This window comes from Clostridium tetanomorphum (assembly GCF_017873215.1).
GTDB classification, from domain to species: domain Bacteria; phylum Bacillota; class Clostridia; order Clostridiales; family Clostridiaceae; genus Clostridium_AO; species Clostridium_AO tetanomorphum.
Genome location: NZ_JAGGKA010000005.1, coordinates 72633 through 94491, shown reverse-complemented (window position 1 = coordinate 94491; position 21859 = coordinate 72633). Strand labels below are relative to the sequence as shown.

25 protein-coding genes and 1 riboswitch are annotated in these 21859 nt (G+C 28.3%); of the genes, 20 read left to right on the top strand and 5 right to left on the bottom strand.

Annotated elements, in window-relative coordinates:
* Positions 1-44 precede the first annotated feature (44 nt).
* From J2Z24_RS06345 to J2Z24_RS06300, 10 genes are all read left to right on the top strand, one after another.
* Entirely contained in the window at positions 45-668 is a 624-nt protein-coding gene (locus J2Z24_RS06345) for a TetR/AcrR family transcriptional regulator (protein WP_035148876.1), read from the top strand.
* 21 nt (positions 669-689) lie between these two features.
* The gene (locus J2Z24_RS06340; protein ID WP_035148874.1) at positions 690-1235 is read left to right on the top strand and encodes a GNAT family N-acetyltransferase; all 546 of its coding nucleotides are present in this window, start codon (positions 690-692) and stop codon (positions 1233-1235) included.
* Positions 1236-1390: 155 nt separating this feature from the next.
* Positions 1391-1939 carry a PadR family transcriptional regulator gene (locus tag J2Z24_RS06335; RefSeq protein WP_035148872.1) on the top strand — a complete coding sequence of 183 codons (549 nt, stop codon included), beginning with the start codon at positions 1391-1393 and terminating at the stop codon, positions 1937-1939.
* A 2-nt stretch (positions 1940-1941) separates the two neighbouring features.
* Positions 1942-2259, top strand: coding sequence for a carboxymuconolactone decarboxylase family protein (locus J2Z24_RS06330; protein ID WP_035148870.1), 318 nt, complete (start codon positions 1942-1944; stop codon positions 2257-2259).
* Between the two features lie 143 nt (positions 2260-2402).
* A complete protein-coding gene (locus tag J2Z24_RS06325) occupies positions 2403-2819 on the top strand; it encodes a YjdF family protein (RefSeq protein WP_035148868.1) in 417 nt (138 codons plus the stop codon).
* 146 nt (positions 2820-2965) lie between these two features.
* Positions 2966-5692, top strand: a complete 2727-nt coding sequence (locus tag J2Z24_RS06320) for a sigma-54-dependent transcriptional regulator (RefSeq protein WP_035148866.1) — start codon at positions 2966-2968, stop codon at positions 5690-5692.
* Positions 5693-5852: 160 nt separating this feature from the next.
* Positions 5853-6167, top strand: a complete 315-nt coding sequence (locus J2Z24_RS06315) for a PTS sugar transporter subunit IIB (protein ID WP_035148863.1) — start codon at positions 5853-5855, stop codon at positions 6165-6167.
* 14 nt (positions 6168-6181) lie between these two features.
* On the top strand, positions 6182-7483 hold the full coding sequence (locus J2Z24_RS06310) for a PTS sugar transporter subunit IIC (RefSeq protein ID WP_035148862.1): 1302 nt from the start codon (positions 6182-6184) through the stop codon (positions 7481-7483).
* A 51-nt stretch (positions 7484-7534) separates the two neighbouring features.
* The gene (locus J2Z24_RS06305; RefSeq protein ID WP_035148860.1) at positions 7535-7831 is read left to right on the top strand and encodes a PTS sugar transporter subunit IIA; all 297 of its coding nucleotides are present in this window, start codon (positions 7535-7537) and stop codon (positions 7829-7831) included.
* 39 nt (positions 7832-7870) lie between these two features.
* Positions 7871-8956, top strand: coding sequence for a DUF871 domain-containing protein (locus tag J2Z24_RS06300; RefSeq protein WP_035148858.1), 1086 nt, complete (start codon positions 7871-7873; stop codon positions 8954-8956).
* Positions 8957-9152: 196 nt separating this feature from the next.
* On the opposite strand, the gene J2Z24_RS06295 is transcribed toward J2Z24_RS06300, so the two are convergent.
* Both J2Z24_RS06295 and J2Z24_RS06290 read right to left on the bottom strand, forming a co-directional pair.
* Positions 9153-10310, bottom strand: a complete 1158-nt coding sequence (locus J2Z24_RS06295; protein WP_035148856.1) for a M20 family metallopeptidase — start codon at positions 10308-10310, stop codon at positions 9153-9155.
* Positions 10311-10363: 53 nt separating this feature from the next.
* Complete coding sequence (locus J2Z24_RS06290; RefSeq protein ID WP_035148854.1) at positions 10364-11548, bottom strand: hypothetical protein; 1185 nt, start codon at positions 11546-11548, stop codon at positions 10364-10366.
* 609 nt (positions 11549-12157) lie between these two features.
* Here J2Z24_RS06290 and J2Z24_RS06285 point away from each other — a divergent pair.
* From J2Z24_RS06285 to J2Z24_RS06265, 5 genes are all read left to right on the top strand, one after another.
* Positions 12158-12631, top strand: coding sequence for a metallophosphoesterase family protein (locus J2Z24_RS06285; protein WP_035148852.1), 474 nt, complete (start codon positions 12158-12160; stop codon positions 12629-12631).
* A gap of 328 nt (positions 12632-12959) precedes the next feature.
* On the top strand, positions 12960-13592 hold the full coding sequence (locus tag J2Z24_RS06280) for a hypothetical protein (protein WP_035148851.1): 633 nt from the start codon (positions 12960-12962) through the stop codon (positions 13590-13592).
* Positions 13573-14349 (top strand): ABC transporter permease, encoded by a 777-nt coding sequence (locus tag J2Z24_RS06275; RefSeq protein ID WP_035148850.1) that lies wholly within the window; start codon positions 13573-13575, stop codon positions 14347-14349. The genes J2Z24_RS06280 and J2Z24_RS06275 overlap by 20 nt, the downstream gene beginning before the upstream one ends.
* A complete protein-coding gene (locus tag J2Z24_RS06270) occupies positions 14336-15061 on the top strand; it encodes an ABC transporter ATP-binding protein (protein ID WP_111947635.1) in 726 nt (241 codons plus the stop codon). Before J2Z24_RS06275 ends, J2Z24_RS06270 begins: the two co-directional genes overlap by 14 nt.
* Positions 15062-15101: 40 nt before the next feature.
* The gene (locus J2Z24_RS06265; protein ID WP_035148848.1) at positions 15102-16067 is read left to right on the top strand and encodes an ABC transporter substrate-binding protein; all 966 of its coding nucleotides are present in this window, start codon (positions 15102-15104) and stop codon (positions 16065-16067) included.
* A gap of 66 nt (positions 16068-16133) precedes the next feature.
* Here J2Z24_RS06265 and J2Z24_RS06260 read toward each other — a convergent pair whose 3' ends face one another.
* The gene (locus J2Z24_RS06260; RefSeq protein ID WP_035148847.1) at positions 16134-16403 is read right to left on the bottom strand and encodes an ATP cone domain-containing protein; all 270 of its coding nucleotides are present in this window, start codon (positions 16401-16403) and stop codon (positions 16134-16136) included.
* 233 nt (positions 16404-16636) lie between these two features.
* On the opposite strand from J2Z24_RS06260, the gene J2Z24_RS06255 reads away from it, so the two are divergent.
* Together J2Z24_RS06255 and J2Z24_RS06250 are read left to right on the top strand one after the other, a co-directional pair.
* Positions 16637-17167 carry an ECF transporter S component gene (locus tag J2Z24_RS06255; RefSeq protein ID WP_035148846.1) on the top strand — a complete coding sequence of 177 codons (531 nt, stop codon included), beginning with the start codon at positions 16637-16639 and terminating at the stop codon, positions 17165-17167.
* A complete protein-coding gene (locus J2Z24_RS06250; RefSeq protein ID WP_111947636.1) occupies positions 17157-17729 on the top strand; it encodes a class I SAM-dependent methyltransferase in 573 nt (190 codons plus the stop codon). Before J2Z24_RS06255 ends, J2Z24_RS06250 begins: the two co-directional genes overlap by 11 nt.
* Before the next feature lie 13 nt (positions 17730-17742).
* Here J2Z24_RS06250 and J2Z24_RS06245 read toward each other — a convergent pair whose 3' ends face one another.
* Positions 17743-18162 carry a DUF3842 family protein gene (locus tag J2Z24_RS06245; RefSeq protein ID WP_035148891.1) on the bottom strand — a complete coding sequence of 140 codons (420 nt, stop codon included), beginning with the start codon at positions 18160-18162 and terminating at the stop codon, positions 17743-17745.
* Positions 18163-18349: 187 nt separating this feature from the next.
* On the opposite strand from J2Z24_RS06245, the gene J2Z24_RS21600 reads away from it, so the two are divergent.
* The 3 genes from J2Z24_RS21600 (at position 18350) to J2Z24_RS06235 (ending at position 20160) form a co-directional block, all read left to right on the top strand.
* On the top strand, positions 18350-18478 hold the full coding sequence (locus J2Z24_RS21600) for a hypothetical protein (RefSeq protein ID WP_276512166.1): 129 nt from the start codon (positions 18350-18352) through the stop codon (positions 18476-18478).
* Between the two features lie 150 nt (positions 18479-18628).
* Complete coding sequence (locus J2Z24_RS06240) at positions 18629-19285, top strand: HAD family hydrolase (protein ID WP_035145392.1); 657 nt, start codon at positions 18629-18631, stop codon at positions 19283-19285.
* Positions 19286-19314: 29 nt separating this feature from the next.
* Complete coding sequence (locus J2Z24_RS06235; RefSeq protein ID WP_372440072.1) at positions 19315-20160, top strand: YihY/virulence factor BrkB family protein; 846 nt, start codon at positions 19315-19317, stop codon at positions 20158-20160.
* A 28-nt stretch (positions 20161-20188) separates the two neighbouring features.
* Here the strand turns inward: J2Z24_RS06235 and J2Z24_RS06230 are convergent, their stop codons facing one another.
* The gene (locus tag J2Z24_RS06230) at positions 20189-21505 is read right to left on the bottom strand and encodes an FAD-dependent oxidoreductase (protein ID WP_035145389.1); all 1317 of its coding nucleotides are present in this window, start codon (positions 21503-21505) and stop codon (positions 20189-20191) included.
* Between the two features lie 171 nt (positions 21506-21676).
* Positions 21677-21786: riboswitch (SAM riboswitch) on the top strand.
* Positions 21787-21859: the final 73 nt, after the last annotated feature.

The window sequence follows — 21859 nt, the reverse complement described above, 5'->3', positions numbered from 1 at the left end:
TTTTATGTTTAGCAAAAGTATATAAAAAGAAGAGGGATGTTGTTATGTCACCAAAGGTAAGTAAAGAGTATAAAGAGGAGAAAAAAGTTCAATTATTGCAAGCAGCAAGAAAAGTGTTTATTAAGAAGGGATACATGCATGCTACAATGCAGGATATTATGGACGAAGCTGGAGTATCAAGAGGTGCACTTTATGACTATTTTAATAATATTGAGCACGCTTTTATAGAAGTATTAAAATTTGATGATCAGGAAATATTACATTTCTTTAAACTAGATGATCAATTGTCAATATGGATTCAATTGACTAAATGGATAAAAAGTCAACAAAAAAGTATAGAGACAATTAATGATTCCTTATTGCTTGCAAGAGCGCAATTTTATCTTTCATCAAATTACACAAAAGATAAAAATAATTTTCCCTATATAAAAGAACGTTATCAAATAACTGTAAAATTTATAAATACTTTTATTCAAAAAGGAATAGATAAAGGAGAATTTCATCCTAGCATACTTCCAGAGTCTATAGCACGTTATTTTATATCTTCTTTGAATGGTTTAATGCTGGATACGTTCCAATTAGGTGCAGAAGTAACAAGTGTTCATGACCAATTGATAACTTTAATTTTTTCATTGAAAGAAATGCTTTGTCCTATAGAAAATAAATAATTGTGTAAAGAGGTGAATACTATGTTATTTAAATCTTCAAAAATTAAGCTTAGAAAAATAACTTCAGATGACTCAATACTTTATAATAAATGGAGAAATGATACTGAAGTTATGACATCTACTAATCCATTCTTAGATTTATATAATATGGAGGAAACAGAAGAATTCGTAAATCAAGTTATATTAGGTTCTAACTCTTCTAAAAGTTATATAATCCTTGAATATAAAACAGAAAGACCAATAGGAATTATTTCACTAATAAATATTGATTATAAAAATCGTAATGGTGAATGCATAATCGATATTGGAGAAAAAGATTACTGGGGAAAAGGATACGCTACTGAAGCTATGAGATTATTACTGGATTATGGATTCCTTGAAATGAACTTACATAGGATATATCTTAAAGTATTTTCTTTTAATAAAAAAGCCATTAAATTGTATGAAAAAATGGGATTTCAATGTGAGGGAAAATCTCGTGAAAGTTTATTTAGGAAAGGAAGTTGGCATGATACTGTGCATATGGGGATTTTAAAGGAGGAATATACAAAGATAATTATTAAATAAAAGATTTATAGACAAAGTAGATTTAGATTCAGGAAAGCAACTTTTAAGCATGTAATCTTGTTAAAAATTATGAAAAATCATAACAGGGTATTTAATGTATTTACAAATACTATATATAATGCTATTCTATATATAGAATAGCGAGGAGGAAAAACATGACACAAATTGAAGTTATCATTCTATCTTTACTTTATGATAAGGATTATTATGGGTATGAAATGGAGCTTATAATAGAGCAAAGGCATATGAGAGAATGGACAAATATAGGTTTTTCTTCTATATATAATTCTCTTAATAAGTTAGAAAAAAAAGATTTAGTAAATTCAAGATATGAAAAAGAATATGGATCACCAAGAAGAAAAGTATATTCTATAAAAAATGAAACAAAGGAATTGCTTAAGAAGAATATTATGAAAATGTTAAGTGAAGTAAGTTTTGATTCTAGTCAATTTGATGTAGGCATGGCTTTTTCTTATATATTATCCGAAGAAGAGCTTTTAAAAGCATTGGTAGAACATAAAGGAAACCTAATAAAAAGACGAGAACATGTGATTAAAAGATATAATCAACATCCTACAGCTTATAAAAGACCTTATATAAGGGCACTTTTTCAAAGACCAATAGAATTGATTAATACTGAAATATTATGGGTAGAAGAACTTATTGAAGAAAATTTTAAAAATACAAATAAAGGAGATGTATAAATATGAATAAGCCATCAGTTAGTAATGCCTTTGAAACTTTTATAAATGAAGCACCAGAACATGCAAAAGCATGGATGGAAACAGTTCAGAAGCTAGATAAGGCAAGTGCCCTAGATAAAAAGACAGAGGAACTTGCATATATTGCTGTACTTGCAGCCATAAGATTAGAAGGTGGTATTGCCTTCCATGTAAAACAAGCAAAAGCAAAAGGAGCAACTAGAAATGAAATAATAAGTGCTATACTTGTGGGGCTTCCCGCAGCAGGAAACATAGTTACTTCATCACTTCCGATTGCTTTAGAAGCTTATGATGAAGAATAGAGTTATTTAATTAATTATATGTGAATAAAAACACAGTTCGGTTGGTAGTCCGAACCTAACTATAAAAAATAGTTAGCAGTAACCTGCCCTCCTGGGGTTGTCCTTTTTACATAAGTAGTTTTTTAATCAGGAGGAATTATTATATGAGTACAAGTATTAAGCTTACAGTTCTATTTGAGGACCCTTTTTGGATAGGGATATTTGAAAGAGTCTATGAAGACAGATATGAAGTCTCAAGAGTAGTTTTTGGATCTGAGCCAAAAGATTATGAAATATATGATTTTATAATTAAAAATTTTAGAAAGATAGTATTTAGTAACTTAATTTTATCAGAAAGTAACGTTAAAAAGAAGATAAGTCCTAAAAGACTTCAAAGAAAAATTAAAAATGAAGTGAAAAATAATGGCATAGGGACAAAAGCTCAAATTGCTATAAAACTTCAGCAAGAAGAAAATAAAATAGAGAGAAAAAAGAAGTCTAAAAAAATGAAGGAAGAAGAAAAGATAAAAAAATTTCAATTAAAAAAGCAAAAGAAAAAAGAAAAACAAAAGGGACATTAACAAAAATAATTAAATGGTAATTATAAAAGTCTAAAATATTCCTTATATGATTAAGAATATTTTAGACTTTTTATATTTAAAAGTAAAATAAAGTATTGTATGTTAAAATATAGGTAGAAACATAATTATAATAAAGAGGGATTTAAATGAGAAAAATTGATGAGGTATATGAAGCATTAATAAAACTAGAAAAAGATAATGGAAGATATATATCAGCTACAGATTTAAGCAATTATTTAAAAATAGATAGATCTAATGTAAGCAGGTATTTAAATAAACTTCATAAGAATGGAAAAATAGAAAAAAGTAATGGAAGGCCAGTGTTATACTATTCTATGGAATTTAAAAATATATGTGAAAAAAATGCAGATAAACATAATATAGATGAATATAATAGTTTAGATAAAATGATAGGAGCACAATTAAGCTTAAGGATACCTATACAACAAGCTAAAGCAGCTATTCTATATCCGCCAAGAGGATTACATGCTCTTATCCTAGGAGAGACAGGCGTAGGGAAGTCTATGTTTGCAGAGCTTATGTATCAATTTGCTAAGGAGTCTAGTGTAATTTCTAAAGATGCTCCATTTATAAGATTTAATTGTGCGGATTATGCAGATAACCCTCAACTTGTTGTAGCACAAATTTTTGGAGTAAAAAAGGGAGCGTATACTGGTGCAGATTCAGATAGGGAGGGATTATTAAAGAAGGCTCATGGAGGAATGTTGTTTTTAGATGAGATTCATAGACTATCTCCGCAAGGGCAAGAAATGTTATTTACCTATATAGACAAAGGCTTTTTTAGGGTATTAGGAGATACTGATAGAGTTACAAAAGCACAAGTGCAAATTATAGCAGCTACTACAGAAGATCCTCAATCTTATCTGTTAAGAACATTTACTCGTAGAATACCTATGATAATAAAACTACCTCCTCTAAAAGAAAGAACCTTAAAAGAAAAATATTATCTTTTAGGGGAATTCATTACCATAGAATCTAAAAGACTATCTAAAAATATATATATGGATAAAAATGCATTAGCATCTTTTTTATTATATGATTGTCCCAATAATATAGGACAACTTAAAAGTGATATTCAATTGTCATGTGCAAAGGCTTTTCTTGATTTTAAAACTAAAAATTTAGATTGTATTTTTATTGAACAAAATGATTTACCTAAAAATACAAAGAAGGGTTTTATGAAAATACAAAGTTATAGGGATGAAATAAATACTTTACTGAAGAATAAAGGCGATATTTTAGTATTTTCTAACAATGAAAATGCAATAAACAGTGAAGTTTTAGATGAAACAGAGGAATATAGTGAAGAGAACTATTTTTATGATTCAATTGAAAAGAAATTGATTGCATTAAAAAATGAAGGTATGGGGGAAAAGGAAATCAATGATATATTAAATATAGATATAGAAAGACATTTTAAGAAATATATGAATGATTTATCTGAAAGTTTTTATAGAGAAGAAATAAGTAAAGTGGTAGATTTGGAAGTAGTAGACGTAGTAGAAAAAATATTATCTATGGCAGGGAAAAAACTTAATAGACAGTTTAATGAAAAAATATATTTAGGATTAGCTCTTCATTTACAGAAAAGTATTGAGAGAATACAGCAAGGAAATAACATATATCATCCTAAATTAAATTTTATTAGAGCTCAATATGCTGATGAATTCATGGTAGCTATTGAGATAGCAAGAATTATAGATAATCATTTTAATATAGAAACGCCTTTGGACGAAATTGGATATTTAACTATGTTTTTAATACCTAATCAATATGAAGATGATATGAAGTTTAAAGAAGTGGTAGGGATATTAGTGATAATGCATGGTAAATCTACTGCTAGCAGTATGGTACAAGTAGCAAATCAGTTATTAGGAGAAGAATGTGCCCAAGCATTGGATATGCCCTTGAATATGAAAGTAGAAGATATGTATGAAATAGCAAAGAAAAAAGTTATAGATATGAACAGAAACAAGGGTGTTTTAATGTTAGTGGACATGGGTTCACTTACCAATTTTGAGAATATGATATATGAAGAAACAGGAATTGATGTAAGAACTATAGATATGACTAGTACTCCTATAGTAATAGAAGCATGTAGAAAATCCATAATAGGAAGTGATTTGCAATCTATTTATAGTTCATGTAAGAACTTAGATAGATATGCAATCCAAGTTAATATAAGTGATAGCCATTATAAAAAGTTTTTAATAATAACTGCATGTTTTACGGGAGAGGGTGCTTCAGAAAAATTAAAGGATATAATAAGAGATTCTTTAGAAGAAAATTCAAAAGTAGATCTAATATCTCTTAATATATTAGATAAAAATGATTTTTTATCACATGTTGAAAATTTAAATAGAAAATATAATATAATTGCTGTTGTAGGTACAATTAATATATTTATTAAAAATGTACCGTTTATATCTGCATCTGAAATTTTAGGTGGAACTGGAGTAGATAAGTTAAAAAACCTAATAAAAGAAGAAGAGCAATATAATAAAATAAAGAAGTCACTTAAAGCCCATATAAATATAGATAGTATTGAAGATTTGATAGATATGATCAGAATATTAATTGAAGATGTAGAAAATAAATTGAACATAAGACTTCAAAATGACGTAAAAATAGGAATATTACTTCACATAAGCTTTATGATAGATAGGGTTAAAAATGGCGGTAAACAAATTGTTTTTCATAATGCAGATAATTATATTAATAAGTATAATAATGAATTTATTATTATAAAGCAAACTCTTAGACAATTAGAAAAAAATTATAATATATCCATATGTAAAGATGAAGAGGTATATATACTTAAGATGTTTATGGAAAACAGTGTAAGTGTGTAATTATATTAAACAGTGTAAAAGTGTGTAAAGGAAATTACACACTTTTTTATTATTTAACTGCATTTCACGTGGATAATATTGGCATGTAAATTGCTCAATATAAATTATGTATGCAGTTTTAATTAATATAATTTAAAAATAGGGTTAAGGGGGAATTTTTATGAAAAACATTTTATTAGTATGTTCTGCTGGAATGTCTACAAGTCTATTAGTTACAAAAATGAATGCAGCGGCTATAAAGATGCAAACAAATGTAAAAATAAAGGCTGTTCCAGAAGTAGAGTTAAAGAACAACATGGAAGATGCAGAGGTTATATTGTTGGGACCACAGGTTAGGTATTTACTTAATAAAATAAAATCTCAGGCAGAACCGAAAGGAATAAAAGTAGAAGTAATAAATAGTATGGATTATGGGACTATGAATGGAGAAAATGTTTTAAAATATGCTTTAAATTTAATGAAAGATAATAATTAAAGAAGGAGGATATTATGAAAAAAATAATCGAGTTTTTGGAAAAGCATTTTGTACCTGTGGCAGGTAGAATAGGATCACAAAGACATTTAGTAGCAGTACGTGATGGCTTTTGTTCAATAATGCCATTAGTTATTGCAGGTTCATTAGCGGTTTTAATTAATGCCTTCCCAGCTAAAGGGTATCAGAAACTTATGGCAGGAATTTTTGGCGGAGAAAGTTGGAAGAGTCTAGGCGGAAATATATGGAATGGAACTTTTGCCCTAATGTCATTATTAATAGTATTTTCAATAGCATATAATTTAGCTAAAAGTTACGATTCAGATGCATTGCAGTCAGGATTAGTAGCCTTTGCTTGTTTAGGAATGCTCTTTGCACCATCAAAAGATGGAAACCTTCCATTTGCGTTTTTGGGAACTAGTGGATTATTCGTAGCTATATTTGTAGCCATTGTATCTACTGAAATATTTGTAAGGCTTGCAGCTAATCCAAAACTTGTTATAAAGATGCCTGATGGAGTTCCACCAGCAGTTTCTAAATCTTTTGCAGCGTTACTACCAGGAATGATTGTTTTAGTTATATTTTCACTGTTTAGATGTTTACTTGTGACCATAGGAGTTACAGATCTACATCAGCTTATATTTGATGTAATACAAAAACCACTTATGGGATTAGCAGATAGTTTTGGTTCAGCTATAATTGTAGTATTTTTAGTACATTTATTATGGTTTTTCGGATTACATGGTACAAATATTATGGAACCGATAATGCAGTCAATTTATGTTCCTCTTATAAAAGAGAATATAGAAGCATTTCAAGCAGGTAAAGTAGGTGAGCAAATACCACATATAGTAACAAAATCTTTCTTTGATGCTTTTGTATATCAAGGAGGAGCAGGAACATGTTTATGTTTACTTACTGCTATATATATAGTATCAAAAAGAAAGCAAATGAGAACAATTGCTAATTTGGGAATAGTTCCATCTTGGTTTAATATAAATGAACCAGTTTTATTTGGATTACCTATAGTTTTAAATCCTATGCTACTGATTCCATTTATATTGATACCTTTAGTGTTAACAGTGATAAGTTATTTTGCAATTTATACAGGATTAGTTCCTAGAACAATAGCTTTGTTACCTTGGACAACGCCTCCAATAATGGGTGGATTTGTAGCCACAGGTTCAATAAGAGGAGCACTTTTATGTATATTTAACTTGATAGTAGGAATAGCAATGTACATTCCTTTCATTATAGCTAGTGAGAAAATAGAAAAACAATATGAGGTTGGAGCAAATCAAAATATTTCACAAAACTAGAGTAATTATATATTAACTTAAATTTAGTAGGAAAAGGGGAGCGATTTTATTATGGAAGAAATTATACTCAATATTATAACTTATAGTGGTGAAGCAAGAAGTTCTGCAATGGAAGCAATACAATGTGCAAAAAATGGTGATTTTGATAAAGCTAGAGAGCTTATTGAAGATGCAAATAAACAGTTAGGATTCGCTCATAAACAACAGACAACATTGATACAAGAAGAAGCAAGAGGTGAAAAGAAAGAAGTGTCATTGCTATTAATACATGCTCAGGATCATTTAATGACAACTATGACATTAAAGGATATAGCTAACGAACTAATAGAAGTTTATACAAGATTATAAACAGATTTCTTGGCTTCAGATTTATAGAGAGGTGATTTCATGAAAAACTTAGGAATATCTATATATCCATCAAATTCTAATAAAGAAGACATTAAAAAATATATATCAACTGCATCTAAATATGGATTTAAGAGAATATTTACCTGCTTAATATCTTCAGAAGGGGAAGACTTGCAAGATATAGTGAATAATTTTAAAGATATAGTTAGTTTTGCTAATGAAAAGGGTATGTATGTAATAGCAGATGTAGATCCATTAGTATTTAAAAGAATGAACATATCTTATAATAATTTATCTATTTTTAAAGAAATGGGACTCTATGGATTAAGACTAGATTTAGGATTTAGTGGACTTGAAGAATCTATAATGTCATTTAATAAGTATAATATAAAAATAGAATTAAATATGAGCAGTGGAACAAAATATATAGATAATATTTTATCTTATAAGCCTAATACAGAAAATATATTGGCATGTCATAATTTTTATCCTCATATATATACAGGACTAAGTTATGACCACTTTATAAAATGTAGTAAGAAGTTTAAAAGTTTAGGAATAAGAACAGCAGCCTTTGTAAATTCTAAAGAAGCTAAGTTTGGACCTTGGCCTGTAGAAGAAGGACTTTGCACTTTAGAAATGCATAGAGATTTATCTATAGATGTACAAGCAAAACATTTATTTGCTACAGGATTGATAGATGATGTTATTATTGCAAATCAGTTTGCATCAGAAGAAGAATTAAAAACTTTAAGCAAGCTTAATAAAAATAAGCTAGAATTTAAAGTACAGCTTGAAAAAAATATTCCTGAGCTTGAAAGAAAAATAGTCCTTGATGAATCACATTTAAATAGAGGAGATGTATCTGACTATGTTATAAGGTCAACTGAAAGCAGAGTAAAGTATAAAGAACATAAGTTTGAGCCATTTAACATTGTAGATATAAAAAAAGGAGACATATTAATTGAATCATCACTTTATAAAAGATATGCAGGAGAATTGCAAATTGCACTTAAAGATATGAAGAATACAGGAAAAACTAATGTAGTAGGAAAAATAGTAGATGAGGAGATATTTTTATTAGACTATATTGAACCTTGGATGAAATTTGGATTTTTAATATAATTTTTATATATTCATTTGTTTGTTAATATAAATAAATTATGCAAGAAAAAGAGCTGGTTTATTCTAAAAATTACTTTTAAACTATATCCTGTAAGATAGACACAGAAAAAGAGACTGTATGTTATCTTACAGGATATTTTTTAAACTTTATTAAGTAACATATATGAGTAATAATTGAAGTATTAAATTTTTAAACTTATTTATTTAAAAAATCTTGTGCATATTGTGCATAAAGAGCAGAACCAATTTCTAGAGCTTCTTCATCTATAGTATAATGAGGATGATGCTGTGGATAACATGCATTTTTAGCTTCATTTCTTACGCCAACTAAAGCTAGTACACCTGGAACTTTATTTAAGTACTCTGCAAAATCTTCTGCCCCCATAATTTTTTCGATAATTACAGGTTTTGAACCAATTTTCTCTAAAGATTTTTCTGCTAATTTAGAGCATTCTTTATTATTAATTACTGTAGGAGTTCCATATGAATATTGAAGTTCTGCTTCTGCTCTAAATGTAGCAGCTGTATCTTTGGCTACTCTTTCAAGAATTTTAGGAAATTTATCTCTTATTTCAGGGCTAAAGCATCTTGTAGTACCGGTTAGGGTACCTTCACTTGCAATAACATTAAATCTTGAGCCAGCGTTAAGAGAACCAACACTTACAACTGTAGGCTGTAGAGGATTTAATTCTCTACTGACTATAGTTTGTAGATTCATAACTATTGCGGAAGAAGCTAAAACTGCATCTATACCTTGATGAGGTGCAGAACCATGTCCACCTTTTCCCTTTACTTTAATGCTAAATAAGTCAGCAGACGCCATTAATGGCCCTTCTTGCACACATACTGAGCCACATTCTATATCGCTCCATACATGCATACCAAATATTCCATCTACTCCTTCAAGAGCTCCAGCTTCTATCATCATTTTTGCACCTTTAGCAACTTCTTCAGCAGGTTGGAATATTAATCTTACTGTACCATTAAGTGTATCTTTTATATCATTTAAAATCATAGCAGCACCTAATAACATTGATATATGACAGTCATGTCCACAAGCATGCATAAGGCCTTCATTTTGAGACTTGAAGTCACATTCATTCAATTCAGTAACAGATAATGCGTCTATGTCAGCTCTTAAAGCTACGGTTTGTTCAGAATTTTTACCTTTAATTTCAGCAATAATCCCTGTATTAGCAGCGGTTTTATATTGAATACCAAGTTTATGTAATTCTTTTTTTATAAGTTCGCTTGTATTATATTCATTTAAACTAGCCTCAGGATATTTATGAAAAGTTCTCCTTAAATCAATAACATTTTGTTTATACTTTTTAGATATTTCTCTTATTGTCATATGTTTTGCCCCCTAAAATATTTTTATCTATGTGATTTAATTTAATATATAAGCTATAATAATTTTACGAAGAAACCGGCTATAATAACTGATGCTATTGTAACAGTGGTAAAACCAGCTACAAGCATCTTGGGAAGCATGTCATCAAGTACATACTCTCTTTCTTCTTTTGTTTCACATACAGATTTAATCGCTTCATGAGTTAAAATATAGTCTGCCGGGAATCCATATAATGCAGTAAGTGTACAAGCGAATGCCATTTCCTTTGAAAATCCTAGTGTATTTCCCAATATTAAGCAAATAATATACATGCCAGTCACACCCAAAATAATAATTCCGAATAGTGGAAGAGCTATTTGTTTTAACATAGATGGTGTAGCTTGAGAAAGGTTAGCAAATATAAATGCCATAAGTACAGTCATAAGAAATCCAAAGGAATTAGCTTTATTTAATGCTTTTTCTTCTAAGAATCCAATTTCACAGGAAATAACACCTAAAATTAAGCAAAGTACAAAATCATTAATATGTACAATTGGACTAATTTTAGAGGCTATCCAACCAACAAATCCCAATTTTAATAAGATTACATAAGGAGTTTGATACTCTTGTGGCAGTGGAGGAAGAAACTTCTTTTTTGGTTCAGCAAGTTCACATGCAATTTCAGATTTAGTTAAATTAGCTTCTTTACCACTATTCTTATAAATTCCTAATACACGTTTTGCTTCTTTTTTTAAGCAGAAGGCTGAAATTGGGTATCCAATGAAGCCTTGCATTATATACATACAGGTAGCAAGTACAGCAATAGATGTTAACCCTTTATCTGCAGCAGCTTTAGACATTAATATTGATGCTACAACTCCACCAGTAAGAGGAGGAGTAGCAGCCACAACAGTCTGCCATCCAAATAATATCTTACCTATGGTTAAAGTCATTATGCATATACCAAGAATTCCAGCAAGAGCCATTAGAACTGTTCGCCATTGAGATAGTAACTCTTTTAGACTCATCAATGTACCCATGTGTACTAACAATAGATACATTGATACATATACTATAGGAGTTGCAAATGAACCCTTAGCAATAATATCTTTTGGCATAAAAGTCCAAAATCCAATTAAAAATAATACTGCAGACACAAAAACTGAAGGAACAAATGCCTTAGTTTTCATTGAAATAATTTCGCCAGATGTCAATACAATTAAAATAATAGTGAAAGCCCCAATTACACTATAATTCATAATAATAAGCCCCTTTCATTTATGTTTTTTATATTATGATCTTCTAATTAAGATTAAAAAGTTTATGTATTTGTGAGATCAAATTATAGAATATTTAATTAATACCGGTATTTTCTAAATTTGATAACTTTTTAGCTTAATTTTTGTCAATTATATCAATGGTAAATTACTGTGTCAATGCAGGTTTTTAACCATTATATTACTTAAATTTAAATATTATCAAAAACAAGCAAAACCATATCTAATGTCACAAAAGGAGGTTATTCGAGACAAACATATTTTGAATATTATTATTCTATTGTAGAAATAGTTAAAAAAATGATAACCTTTACATAAAGAATTTTAAAAGACAATTCTTTAATGTAAAGGTTTATTAATAAGAAATTTATTTATTCATAAGTGTACATAATTATACATAAGGAAAAGTATATTATTAGAAAATGTAAGGAATTGTGTCATTTCGCAAAATATATGAAATGAAAAATTGCAAATAAAATTGTGAACAATTTGTTAACTTTAAGTTTAAATCTTTATAAAATGTTATAGACAATATGAATTATTTTATTTAATATATATAATATGAAAATATATACTAAAGGTGAAAATATAATGATAAAGAAGATAGGTGTTATTTCAGATACACATGGTTTTTTAAGAGATGAATTTATTGAAGAGTTAAAAAAGGTTGATATGATAATTCATGCAGGGGACGTTGATAATGAAAAGATAATAGAAGAATTAAATAAATTGTGTTCCAAGCTAGTTATTGTAAGAGGAAACTGTGATAAAGGAAAGTTAAAAGAGAAGTTACCTTTTTCAGATATTATAGAGTTTGAAGGTAAATATATATATGTTATACATGATATTAATACAATGGACATTGATCCAGAGGCTGCGGGAATAGATATAGTTATATTTGGACATTCACATAAAGCTTATGAAATAGAAAAAGGTAATATATTATATATAAATCCAGGTGGGGCAGGACCTAGAAGATTTAGTCTACCCATTAGCATGGCAATTTTAACTTTTGAAAATGATAAATATACAGTTGAATTTAAGTACTCTAATATCTATGGTTAATAATCCACTAAGTGTATAGTGGATTATTTTCTTTTAAATAAGTTTCATTTAAACAATTAAGCTTTTGACTTAAGATAATATAATTGTTATAATATAATTCATATATTGAAAATGATATTCATTATCACAAGGAACTATTAATTGTATGCTAATAAAATAATATTTGAAATTTAATGAGAGAATTTTTCGAAAGATTAGGTAACAGAATATTAAAGTAGTAGAATTATTAAGGGAGCATCTTATAATGTATTAGATAAAGCTATGTATTAAATTACTTTAATATTTTTTATATGGTTAACATTAAAAACATTAGAAAGTTGGAATAATAATGAATTATATTTGGATAAATCCTGTAGTTAACGCTATGTATTTTTATACAATTGAGAATTTAATAGAAGAGTTAGGAAATAAAGGTTATATAGTTGTAGAGCCTCCTAGCCAAGTTGAGATTGTAAGAAGCAAATTTAAAAATGTATGTATAAAGGAAGATAAAATAGTAATGGATACAAGGTGTCCAGCGGCTATTGAATATATAGAAGAAAGAATAAAAAATATTAATTTCTATATACCTGAAATAGAACCAATATTAATTCATAGTGCTAGGGTTTTATATGACTTATACATAAAAAATGATAAGAATAATAGACTTTTAATAACTACACCTTGTAGTTCATTAAAGGATATGGGAAATTTTATATTCAAAAGTGAGGGAAAAGTAGAAGTTTTATTTAAAACATGGAATGATATATGTGATGAATTAAACATAAAAAAGGAAGAAAAATGTGATAAATCTCCTATTCCTCTTGGATTTTTTAGAGACTTAAATTTAAAGGTTTTAGAAGTAAGTGGAAAAGAACAGGTATTGGGAGCATTTGAAAATACAATAAAAAATAATGAAAACATTGATCTTGTAGAAATGCTATTGTGTGAAGGGGGATGCAATGCAGGAGATGGGGTATAAACTAAAGGGATATATTATTATAATAATAATATTTGCTATATGGTGTATTGGTAGTATAAATAATTGTTGGAGTAGTTATATACTTCCTTCGCCAAAATCTGTTTTTCAAAGTACCCTTACGCTTATGACTTCAGGAATTCTATTTAAGCATATAGAGCAAAGCTTAATAAGGATTTTATCAGGTTTTTTTATAACTTTTATTTTAGCAATTCCTCTTGGAATTTTATTTGGAGTAAATAAAAGTATATATGCCTATTTTAAGCCTTTACTAGAGTTTATAAGGCATACTCCACCTTTAGCATTAGTTCCTATGCTTATTTTATGGTTCGGCATAGGGGAAAAATCGAAAATAATAATAATAGTATTAGCTTCATTTTTCCCTGTATTTTTAAATACCATAAAGGGTGTTGAGAGTTGTGACAAGAAATTAATAGAAGTAGGAAAGATTTTTAATTTATCTAAAAGAGATATATTTTTTAAAATAATAATACCATCATCCATTCCTAATATATTAGTTGGAATGAGGCTTGGTATAGGATATAGCTGGAGGGCTATAATAGGAGCAGAAATGGTAGCAGCATCTTCGGGGCTAGGATATCTTATTTTAGATGGACAACAACTTTCAAGGTCAGATGTAGTAATTGTAGGTATTCTATCTATAGGAATATTAGGAAGTTTAATGGATTATATATTCTCATTTTTAGTGAGGAAAATTAATGTTTGGAAGCTAGAGGTAGATGATAATGAAGGGCTATAGTATAAGTAATTTAAATAAAGATTACACAGTAAATAGCAAAAAACATAGAGTGCTAAAAAATATCAACCTAAATATAGAAAGTGATAGAATAACTATAATTCTTGGAAAAAGTGGATGTGGGAAAACAACTCTTTTAAGATTATTAGGAGGACTAGAAAAAACCACTTCAGGAAGCATATTATTTTATAAAGATGAAACTGAATTTAAACCTAAAATAGGAATGGTATTTCAAGAAAGTAGACTTATGCCTTGGCTTACGGTAAGAGAGAATATAACATTTTATTTAAGTAAAAGACACAAAGAAATAGAAGATAAGTTTTTGAAACTTATGAAATTGGAAAATTTCTCAGAAGCTTATCCAAATCAGCTTTCAGGTGGTATGGCTCATAGAGTTTCAATAGCTCGTGCGCTTGCATATGAGCCAGACATAATGTTAATGGACGAGCCTTTTGCAGCGCTAGATTATTTTACAAGATATAATTTGCAAAAAGAGATTATAAATTTATATGAAGAGACTAAAAAAGGAATAGTCTTTGTAACTCATAATATAGATGAAGCAATTTTACTAGGACACAGAATTATAATTTTAGATAAAGGGAAGGTAATAAGAGATTGTAATATAGAGGAAAATTATCCAAGAGATTTAACTTTACATAAGTTAATGAAAATAAAGGAGGATATTTTAAAGGCTCTTTGTGAACATGAATATTAATTAAATTATATACATTATTTTATAAACTGGAGGGATTGAAATGATAAAAGTAAAAAAATTATTAGCTTTAGTATTAACTGGAGTTATAGCAGGAAGTATGTTAACAGGGTGTAGTAGCAAAGAAAATAAAGCTGAGGAGAAAAGTAATAAAACTATAAATGTAACTTATGTAAAGGCTCCTTTAAATGTACCGTCTATAATTGAAAAAAACAATAAAAATTTTGACAAAGAATTTGAGAAAGACAATATGGATATAAAATGGCATGAAATAACTGCAGGGCCGCAGCAGACTCAAGCTCTTGCTGCGGGAGAACTACAGTTTTTACATGCTCTTGGAGGAACTTCTGCTATTTTAGCGGCATCTAATGGTGTAGATTTGAAGATAATTAATGTATATAGTAGAGCACCTAAAGCTTTTATGATAATAACAAAAAATGATAATATAAAGAATCCTAAAGACCTTAAGGGTAAAAAAATAGCAGGACCTAAAGGAACAGTGCTTCATCAACTTTTAGTAGGAGCCTTAGAAAAAAATGGACTAAAACAGGAAAACATAGAGTTTGTAAATATGGGCATACCAGAAGCATTAGCAGCACTTAATAACAAAAGTGTAGATGCAGCCCTTTTAGCAGGGCCAGCAGCATTAAAAGCCGTAAAATCAGGAGCAAAAATTGTAGCTAATGGGGAAGGCATAGTAGAAGGAACTATAGTAACTGCTGTAAGTGAAAAATTTTTAAAGGATAATCTAGAAATAGTTAAAAGGTTTAAAAAGGTTCATAATGAAACAATTGATTATATAAAAAATAATTTTGACCAAGCTATGGATATAACAGCTAAAGAAGTTGGATTAACACCGGAAGAGACAAAACAGATGTATTCTTGGTATGATTTTGATAGTACTATAAATGAGAAGGATATAGAAGAACTTAAAAAGACACAAGATTTTATGATGAAAAATGGATTACAGCAGAAAGAAGTTAAAATTGAAGATTTAATTGAAAAATAAAATAAATATTGGTATTAATTTAACCCTTCCACCTTCTAATTTATAGAAGATGGAAGGGTCATTATGTTAAACATCAATAGAGTGATTGGCATATTGTTTAGCAATATTTTTAAAACCATTTTTTTTTAAAGAGTTTACTGTTATTCCAAATATTTCATAACTTGAAGTATAATTTTTATTAAGTTTTTTAAGTGTATCTACTATGTCTTTTGAAATAGAATTAATATCGGATTCATTCAATGGGTTATCTGAATCTCTAGCTGCATTTAAAATACTAGTTTTTAACTTATCCTCGTTGAATTTTTCAATATTCCCTTTTTTCTTTAATATCTCCATATAATATGCCCCCTTTTAGATTTTTATTTTAATATTACCATAATGGATAACATCTATCAATAAAGAGAAATGTTATTTGAAATTTATTACAAATGTGGTATAATAATATTATGAGTTACGAAAACTCAATTTTAAAATATACAATTTTAAGTTAATATATTTGATGCCACGAAGGTAGAGTATTATACTCTACCTTTTTATATTTTTTTATTAAATTTTAAGGAGGGGTTCTTATGGCAGTTAATACAAAAGATTTAGTAAAAGCTAGTCTATTTTTAGCATTGGGTCTAATTATACCTTATATTTTTCATCTTACAGGTATAGCAGGTAATATTCTTTTACCAATGCATATTCCAGTTTTATTATGTGGATTTATTTCAGGAGAAAGGTGTGGATTAATAATAGGATTTATTACTCCAATAATGAATTCAGTTCTCACAGGTATGCCACCTATATATCCAACGGCAATTTCTATGGCCTTCGAGTTAGCTGCATATGGATGGATAGCAGGGTATACATTTAGAAAGAAAAATTATAATATCTATACTTCTTTAGTATTATCAATGATTATAGGAAGATTTATATCTGGATTTGCTAATTATATGTTTTTAACCTTTGGAGGAAAGATGTTTATACTAAAAATATTTATGATAAATGCTTTTGTTAAGCCTATATGGGGAATTTTAATCCAGCTCGTAATAATACCAATAATAGTAAAAATATTGGAAAGAAATAATAAGGTGGTAAGTATAAATGGACAATAGAGATTTTTTTAATAAACTAGCTTTTCAGTGGGATAATATGTGTAAACATGATGAAGAAAAGTTAGAAAAAATATTAAATTTATCTGAAGTAAAAGAGAATTCAAATATACTAGATGTAGGTACAGGCACTGGAGTGCTGATAAAATATTTATTAAAAACAAGTCCTATGAAAATTACTGCAGTGGATATTTCAGAAAACATGATAGAAGTTGCAAAGAGCAAATATAAAGGAGAAAAAGTGGAATTTATAATAAAGGATATTAATAGGTACAATGATAAAAATTTCGATTATATATTTTTATATTCAGTTTATCCACATTTTAAAGATAAAGAAGCTACTTTAAGGCATTTAAGGAAGCTATTGAATAAAGGTGGGAAAATAATAATTGCCCATTCTGATAGTAAAGAAAAAATAAATAAAGTTCATAGTAGAAATGAAATAGTTAAGGAAGATAAATTGCCATCAGTAGAAGTAACGGCTAGAATAATGGAGAAATACGTTACAATAGAAAAAATGATAGATAACGAAAATATGTACTATATATCAGGTGTGAAAGTATGAAGGTGCTGGGCATTTAGCCTAACACCTCATTTTTTATATCATATATAATTTCTTCAATAAATTCTTTTATTTGAAGATTACGAGTTCCTGGTATGTATATACCGTGTTTTTGTAAGGGAATTAGGTATTTTGTACAGTGCATTTCAAATATAATTTTGGATATATTAAAATCTATTTCTCCATTTATTCCACCGTTACAAATTATACCTATAGGACCTATAAGGCAATGTACTTTATTTGTTTTTAGGAAAAAACAAATATCTTCTTTTCCTGTAATGCCACAGTCTGCACCAGCTTTAATCATATTATTAGTAGCCGCTATATTGGTACCAAGAGCTATAATGTTAATATGTGTTCCTAGTATTTTTCGAATTTTTTTTATTACTGTTTGTCCTATGCCCGCACCTTGACCATCTATTATTGCAATATTCATATCTTCCTCCATATTTAATAGTTTTATATAATATGTTAATATATATATATATATATATATATTGTAATTTAATAATTATAGAAAGTTAAGAATTTATTAAGATATTTTTAAAGCAAAATCAAACTTTATTATGTATAATATTCAATAAAGAGATTTATTATGATTGGATATAGCAGAGGGTGGTTTTATGATTTTAAAAAAATTCTATAATTTTGTACTTATTTTGATTCTCATAGTTATGATAGGCATTACAGTACCAAAGATAATAGTAAATAGTTTTTCTAGTAGCAGTGAAACAACAACCATATATAAGTAAGCTATTTATAATCATACCAAATTTATTAATAATAAATTTGGTATGATTATTTTTCATTACAAAGTTAAGTTTACAGGTAAACAATGCTATGATAGACTTATATTGAAAGTATTAACTGAATAATCAAAATATAGGCAATTAGGAGGAAGTATGATAAAGGGAGTTATTTTTGATATGGATGGAGTAATGATAGATAGTGAACCAATTCATTTTAAATTAGAGCAAGAGTTATTTAAAGAGCTAGGCATAGAAATAAGTTCACATGAACACAATACGTATGTAGGGACAACGTCCTTTTATATGTGGGAAAAAATAAAGAAAAATCATAATTTATATGATGGTGTGGAAGAGTTAGTAAAAAGAGATAGAAGAAAATACTTACAATTTTTGTCTGACAATGTAGATATAGAGCCAATAGAAGGTATTGTAGATTTAATAAAAGATTTATATAAAAATGGAGTTAAGTTAGCTGTAGCATCTTCATCCCCTATAGATATAATAGAGCTGGTAGTAAAGAGATTTAATATAAGAGAATATTTTTCCTATATTGTTACAGGAGATTATGTTGCTAATAGTAAGCCTGATCCGGATATATTTTTATATGCAGCTGAAAAGATTAAAATTGTACCGGATGAATGTTTAGTAGTAGAAGACTCATATAATGGAATTATGGCAGCGAAAAGGGCAGGAATGAAATCTGTTGGATATAGAAATATGAATTCAGGCAATCAAGATCTTTCCCAGGCCACTTTTATAATAGATAGTTTTAATAATATTAGCTATGATAAGATAAAGAATCTAACTTAATAAACTAGAATTTTTAGTTTATACTAGGAGTGAAAACTTTGAAAAAAATAATAAATATAAGATATTTAATAAAGAGGATAATAGATGATGAAATACCCGCTTTAGCCTCACAGTTATCCTATAGCTTACTTTTATCATTTTTCCCATTTCTTATATTTGTAATGACTTTAATAGGATTCAGCTCAATAGACACGGATTTTGTGTTAATGGAGATGAGCAATATATTACCTAAAAGTGCTTATCAGTTAGTATATAATACTGTAATAGAAGTGCTAGAGACAAGAAATACTAATTTATTATCTTTTGGTATTATATTTACTTTATGGACTGCATCTAGTGGATTTAGAGGTGTAATAAAGGGCATAAATAAGGCGTATGATGAAAAAGAAAAAAGATCATTTATTGAAGTAGTATTTATTTCAATACTTAGTACTTTAGGATTAGGATTTTTAATAATTATAACTATACTATTACTTGTTTTTGGACAAATAATTGGTTCCATTTTAGCTAAGAATCTTGGTTTTAGTAATATGTTTAATATTATATGGGATTTGGTAAGGTATATAATAATTATTTTTTCTATGATATTTATTTTTGCTTTAATTTATAATTTAGTACCTAGTAGAAAACTAAGATGGAGAGAAGTAATGCCAGGGGCCATATTTGCAACATTTGGATGGCTTATAACATCTTTTGGATTTGCTTTTTATGTTAATAATTTTGGTAATTATTCAAGAGTATATGGAAGTATTGGGGCAGTAATTGTACTCTTAACTTGGTTATATTTAACTTCTATTATAATAATAACTGGTGGAGAAATAAATGCTGTTATAGCTTTTGATAAAAATATAGATAATAAAAAACAAAAGGGATAATAGCTAGCTAGTATCCCTTTGTATCAATTTAGTAGATTAAATTTTCTCTAAGGACTTGATCCTTAGTATAATTATTTTTTATAGCTTCAATTGTTTTTCCTGATGTAGATATAGAACCTAACATCATAGCTCCAATTAGCATGTTATTTTTAAAAAATAGTTTTTTATAGAAGCCTTTTTCGGAGTTTTCATAACATAGTTGCTCATCAGAATTGCCATAATCACCACAAGAAAACATCTTAGCTCCCATAGAATTAAAGATAATAGCAGATGTAAAATCTTTAAATACTTCATTTTCTCCAACAGCATTAGCACCGGCTATTTTTCCCATTTTGACGGCAGCAGACCAGTTGCCATAATTTCTACCATTAAACTCTGCTACATCTCCACAAGCGTAAATATCCTTTATGTTAGTTTCCATTTTTTCATTTACAACTATAGCTTTATCTGTTTTAATTCCACATTGATCTGCTAATTCTTTATTTGCACGTATTCCTACAGAAAATAGTAGGATATCTGTATCTATAATATTACCACTTTTTAACTTTATGCTTTTTATATGGCTATCACCAATTATTTCACTTAAAGAATCATCAAGAATTGCATTTACTCCTGAGTTATCTACACACTCTTTAAGTATTTTAGCACCTTTTTCATCTAACTGACGTGGAAGAAGTCTTTTAAAAAATTCAACGACAGTTACATTTAAACCTAATTTTTTTAGTTCACCAGCTGCTTCTAAGCCTAAAAGGCCTCCACCAATGACTACTGCATTTTTACATTTTTTTATATATCCTTTAATGTTGTTAGCATCTTTTAAATCTTTTAAAGAAAAAATTCCTTTTTTATTATTTCCGGGTATAAGGGGAATAAAGTTATGACTACCATTTGCTATTATGAGTTTATCGTATACTAGAGTAGAATTATTACTTAGAGTTATACTTTTATTTGATGGGTCTATGTCTTTTACTGTAGTGTTTAATAAAAGGTCTATATTGTTATCCTCATACCATTCTTTTTTTGCAAGGTAGAAATTATCATCTAAATTATCATTGCTTAAATAATCTGATAAAGAAGGTCTATAATAACTTGTATAGCTTTCAGAAGAAATAATTTTAATATTACAATCTTTATTTCTCATTCTTATAGCATCTGCTGCATAGAAGCCCGCAGCACCATTACCTATTATTAAGAAGTTATGGTCAACAGTATCTTTTTGTGTAATTGTATCTTCTAATACTTCAACAAATTGATCAGCTGGAGCGCCACACACAGGGCAAATTCCAGGAGGGTTGTCTCCATCAAAAGATACACCACAAATTAGGCATTTCCATTTTTTACTCATATTAACACCCCGCAGTTTATTATTAAAAAATAGTAATTATTAATATATTATATATTATGAAACTTGTAAAATCAACTTGAAATGTAAAAAATTAAGCATTAAAGGATTATACTAAAATATTGACTTAGTATGTACCCTATGATAAAATTACTTTAAAATTAAATAAAAAGCTTCTTATCCAGAGTGGTGGAGGGACTGGCCCAAAGAAACCCGGCAACCCAAGAGCTAAATAGCTTTTATGGTGCTAAATCCAGCAGGTGAACAAACCTGATAGATAAGAGGAGAAGTTATACTTCTTGTATCTATCTACAAGAGGTTTTTTTATTTGTAATGATTTATATTATTAGGAGGAAA

Bases quoted from the DNA above. Each gene is read 5' to 3' on its own strand.
- J2Z24_RS06345 (WP_035148876.1), top strand. From the start codon at position 45: ATGTCACCAAAGGTAAGTAAAGAGTATAAAGAGGAGAAAAAAGTTCAA.
- J2Z24_RS06340 (WP_035148874.1), top strand. From the start codon at position 690: ATGTTATTTAAATCTTCAAAAATTAAGCTTAGAAAAATAACTTCAGAT.
- J2Z24_RS06335 (WP_035148872.1), top strand. From the start codon at position 1,391: ATGACACAAATTGAAGTTATCATTCTATCTTTACTTTATGATAAGGAT.
- J2Z24_RS06330 (WP_035148870.1), top strand. From the start codon at position 1,942: ATGAATAAGCCATCAGTTAGTAATGCCTTTGAAACTTTTATAAATGAA.
- J2Z24_RS06325 (WP_035148868.1), top strand. From the start codon at position 2,403: ATGAGTACAAGTATTAAGCTTACAGTTCTATTTGAGGACCCTTTTTGG.
- J2Z24_RS06320 (WP_035148866.1), top strand. From the start codon at position 2,966: ATGAGAAAAATTGATGAGGTATATGAAGCATTAATAAAACTAGAAAAA.
- J2Z24_RS06315 (WP_035148863.1), top strand. From the start codon at position 5,853: ATGAAAAACATTTTATTAGTATGTTCTGCTGGAATGTCTACAAGTCTA.
- J2Z24_RS06310 (WP_035148862.1), top strand. From the start codon at position 6,182: ATGAAAAAAATAATCGAGTTTTTGGAAAAGCATTTTGTACCTGTGGCA.
- J2Z24_RS06305 (WP_035148860.1), top strand. From the start codon at position 7,535: ATGGAAGAAATTATACTCAATATTATAACTTATAGTGGTGAAGCAAGA.
- J2Z24_RS06300 (WP_035148858.1), top strand. From the start codon at position 7,871: ATGAAAAACTTAGGAATATCTATATATCCATCAAATTCTAATAAAGAA.
- J2Z24_RS06295 (WP_035148856.1), bottom strand. From the start codon at position 10,310: ATGACAATAAGAGAAATATCTAAAAAGTATAAACAAAATGTTATTGAT.
- J2Z24_RS06290 (WP_035148854.1), bottom strand. From the start codon at position 11,548: ATGAATTATAGTGTAATTGGGGCTTTCACTATTATTTTAATTGTATTG.
- J2Z24_RS06285 (WP_035148852.1), top strand. From the start codon at position 12,158: ATGATAAAGAAGATAGGTGTTATTTCAGATACACATGGTTTTTTAAGA.
- J2Z24_RS06280 (WP_035148851.1), top strand. From the start codon at position 12,960: ATGAATTATATTTGGATAAATCCTGTAGTTAACGCTATGTATTTTTAT.
- J2Z24_RS06275 (WP_035148850.1), top strand. From the start codon at position 13,573: ATGCAGGAGATGGGGTATAAACTAAAGGGATATATTATTATAATAATA.
- J2Z24_RS06270 (WP_111947635.1), top strand. From the start codon at position 14,336: ATGAAGGGCTATAGTATAAGTAATTTAAATAAAGATTACACAGTAAAT.
- J2Z24_RS06265 (WP_035148848.1), top strand. From the start codon at position 15,102: ATGATAAAAGTAAAAAAATTATTAGCTTTAGTATTAACTGGAGTTATA.
- J2Z24_RS06260 (WP_035148847.1), bottom strand. From the start codon at position 16,403: ATGGAGATATTAAAGAAAAAAGGGAATATTGAAAAATTCAACGAGGAT.
- J2Z24_RS06255 (WP_035148846.1), top strand. From the start codon at position 16,637: ATGGCAGTTAATACAAAAGATTTAGTAAAAGCTAGTCTATTTTTAGCA.
- J2Z24_RS06250 (WP_111947636.1), top strand. From the start codon at position 17,157: ATGGACAATAGAGATTTTTTTAATAAACTAGCTTTTCAGTGGGATAAT.
- J2Z24_RS06245 (WP_035148891.1), bottom strand. From the start codon at position 18,162: ATGAATATTGCAATAATAGATGGTCAAGGTGCGGGCATAGGACAAACA.
- J2Z24_RS21600 (WP_276512166.1), top strand. From the start codon at position 18,350: ATGATTTTAAAAAAATTCTATAATTTTGTACTTATTTTGATTCTCATA.
- J2Z24_RS06240 (WP_035145392.1), top strand. From the start codon at position 18,629: ATGATAAAGGGAGTTATTTTTGATATGGATGGAGTAATGATAGATAGT.
- J2Z24_RS06230 (WP_035145389.1), bottom strand. From the start codon at position 21,505: ATGAGTAAAAAATGGAAATGCCTAATTTGTGGTGTATCTTTTGATGGA.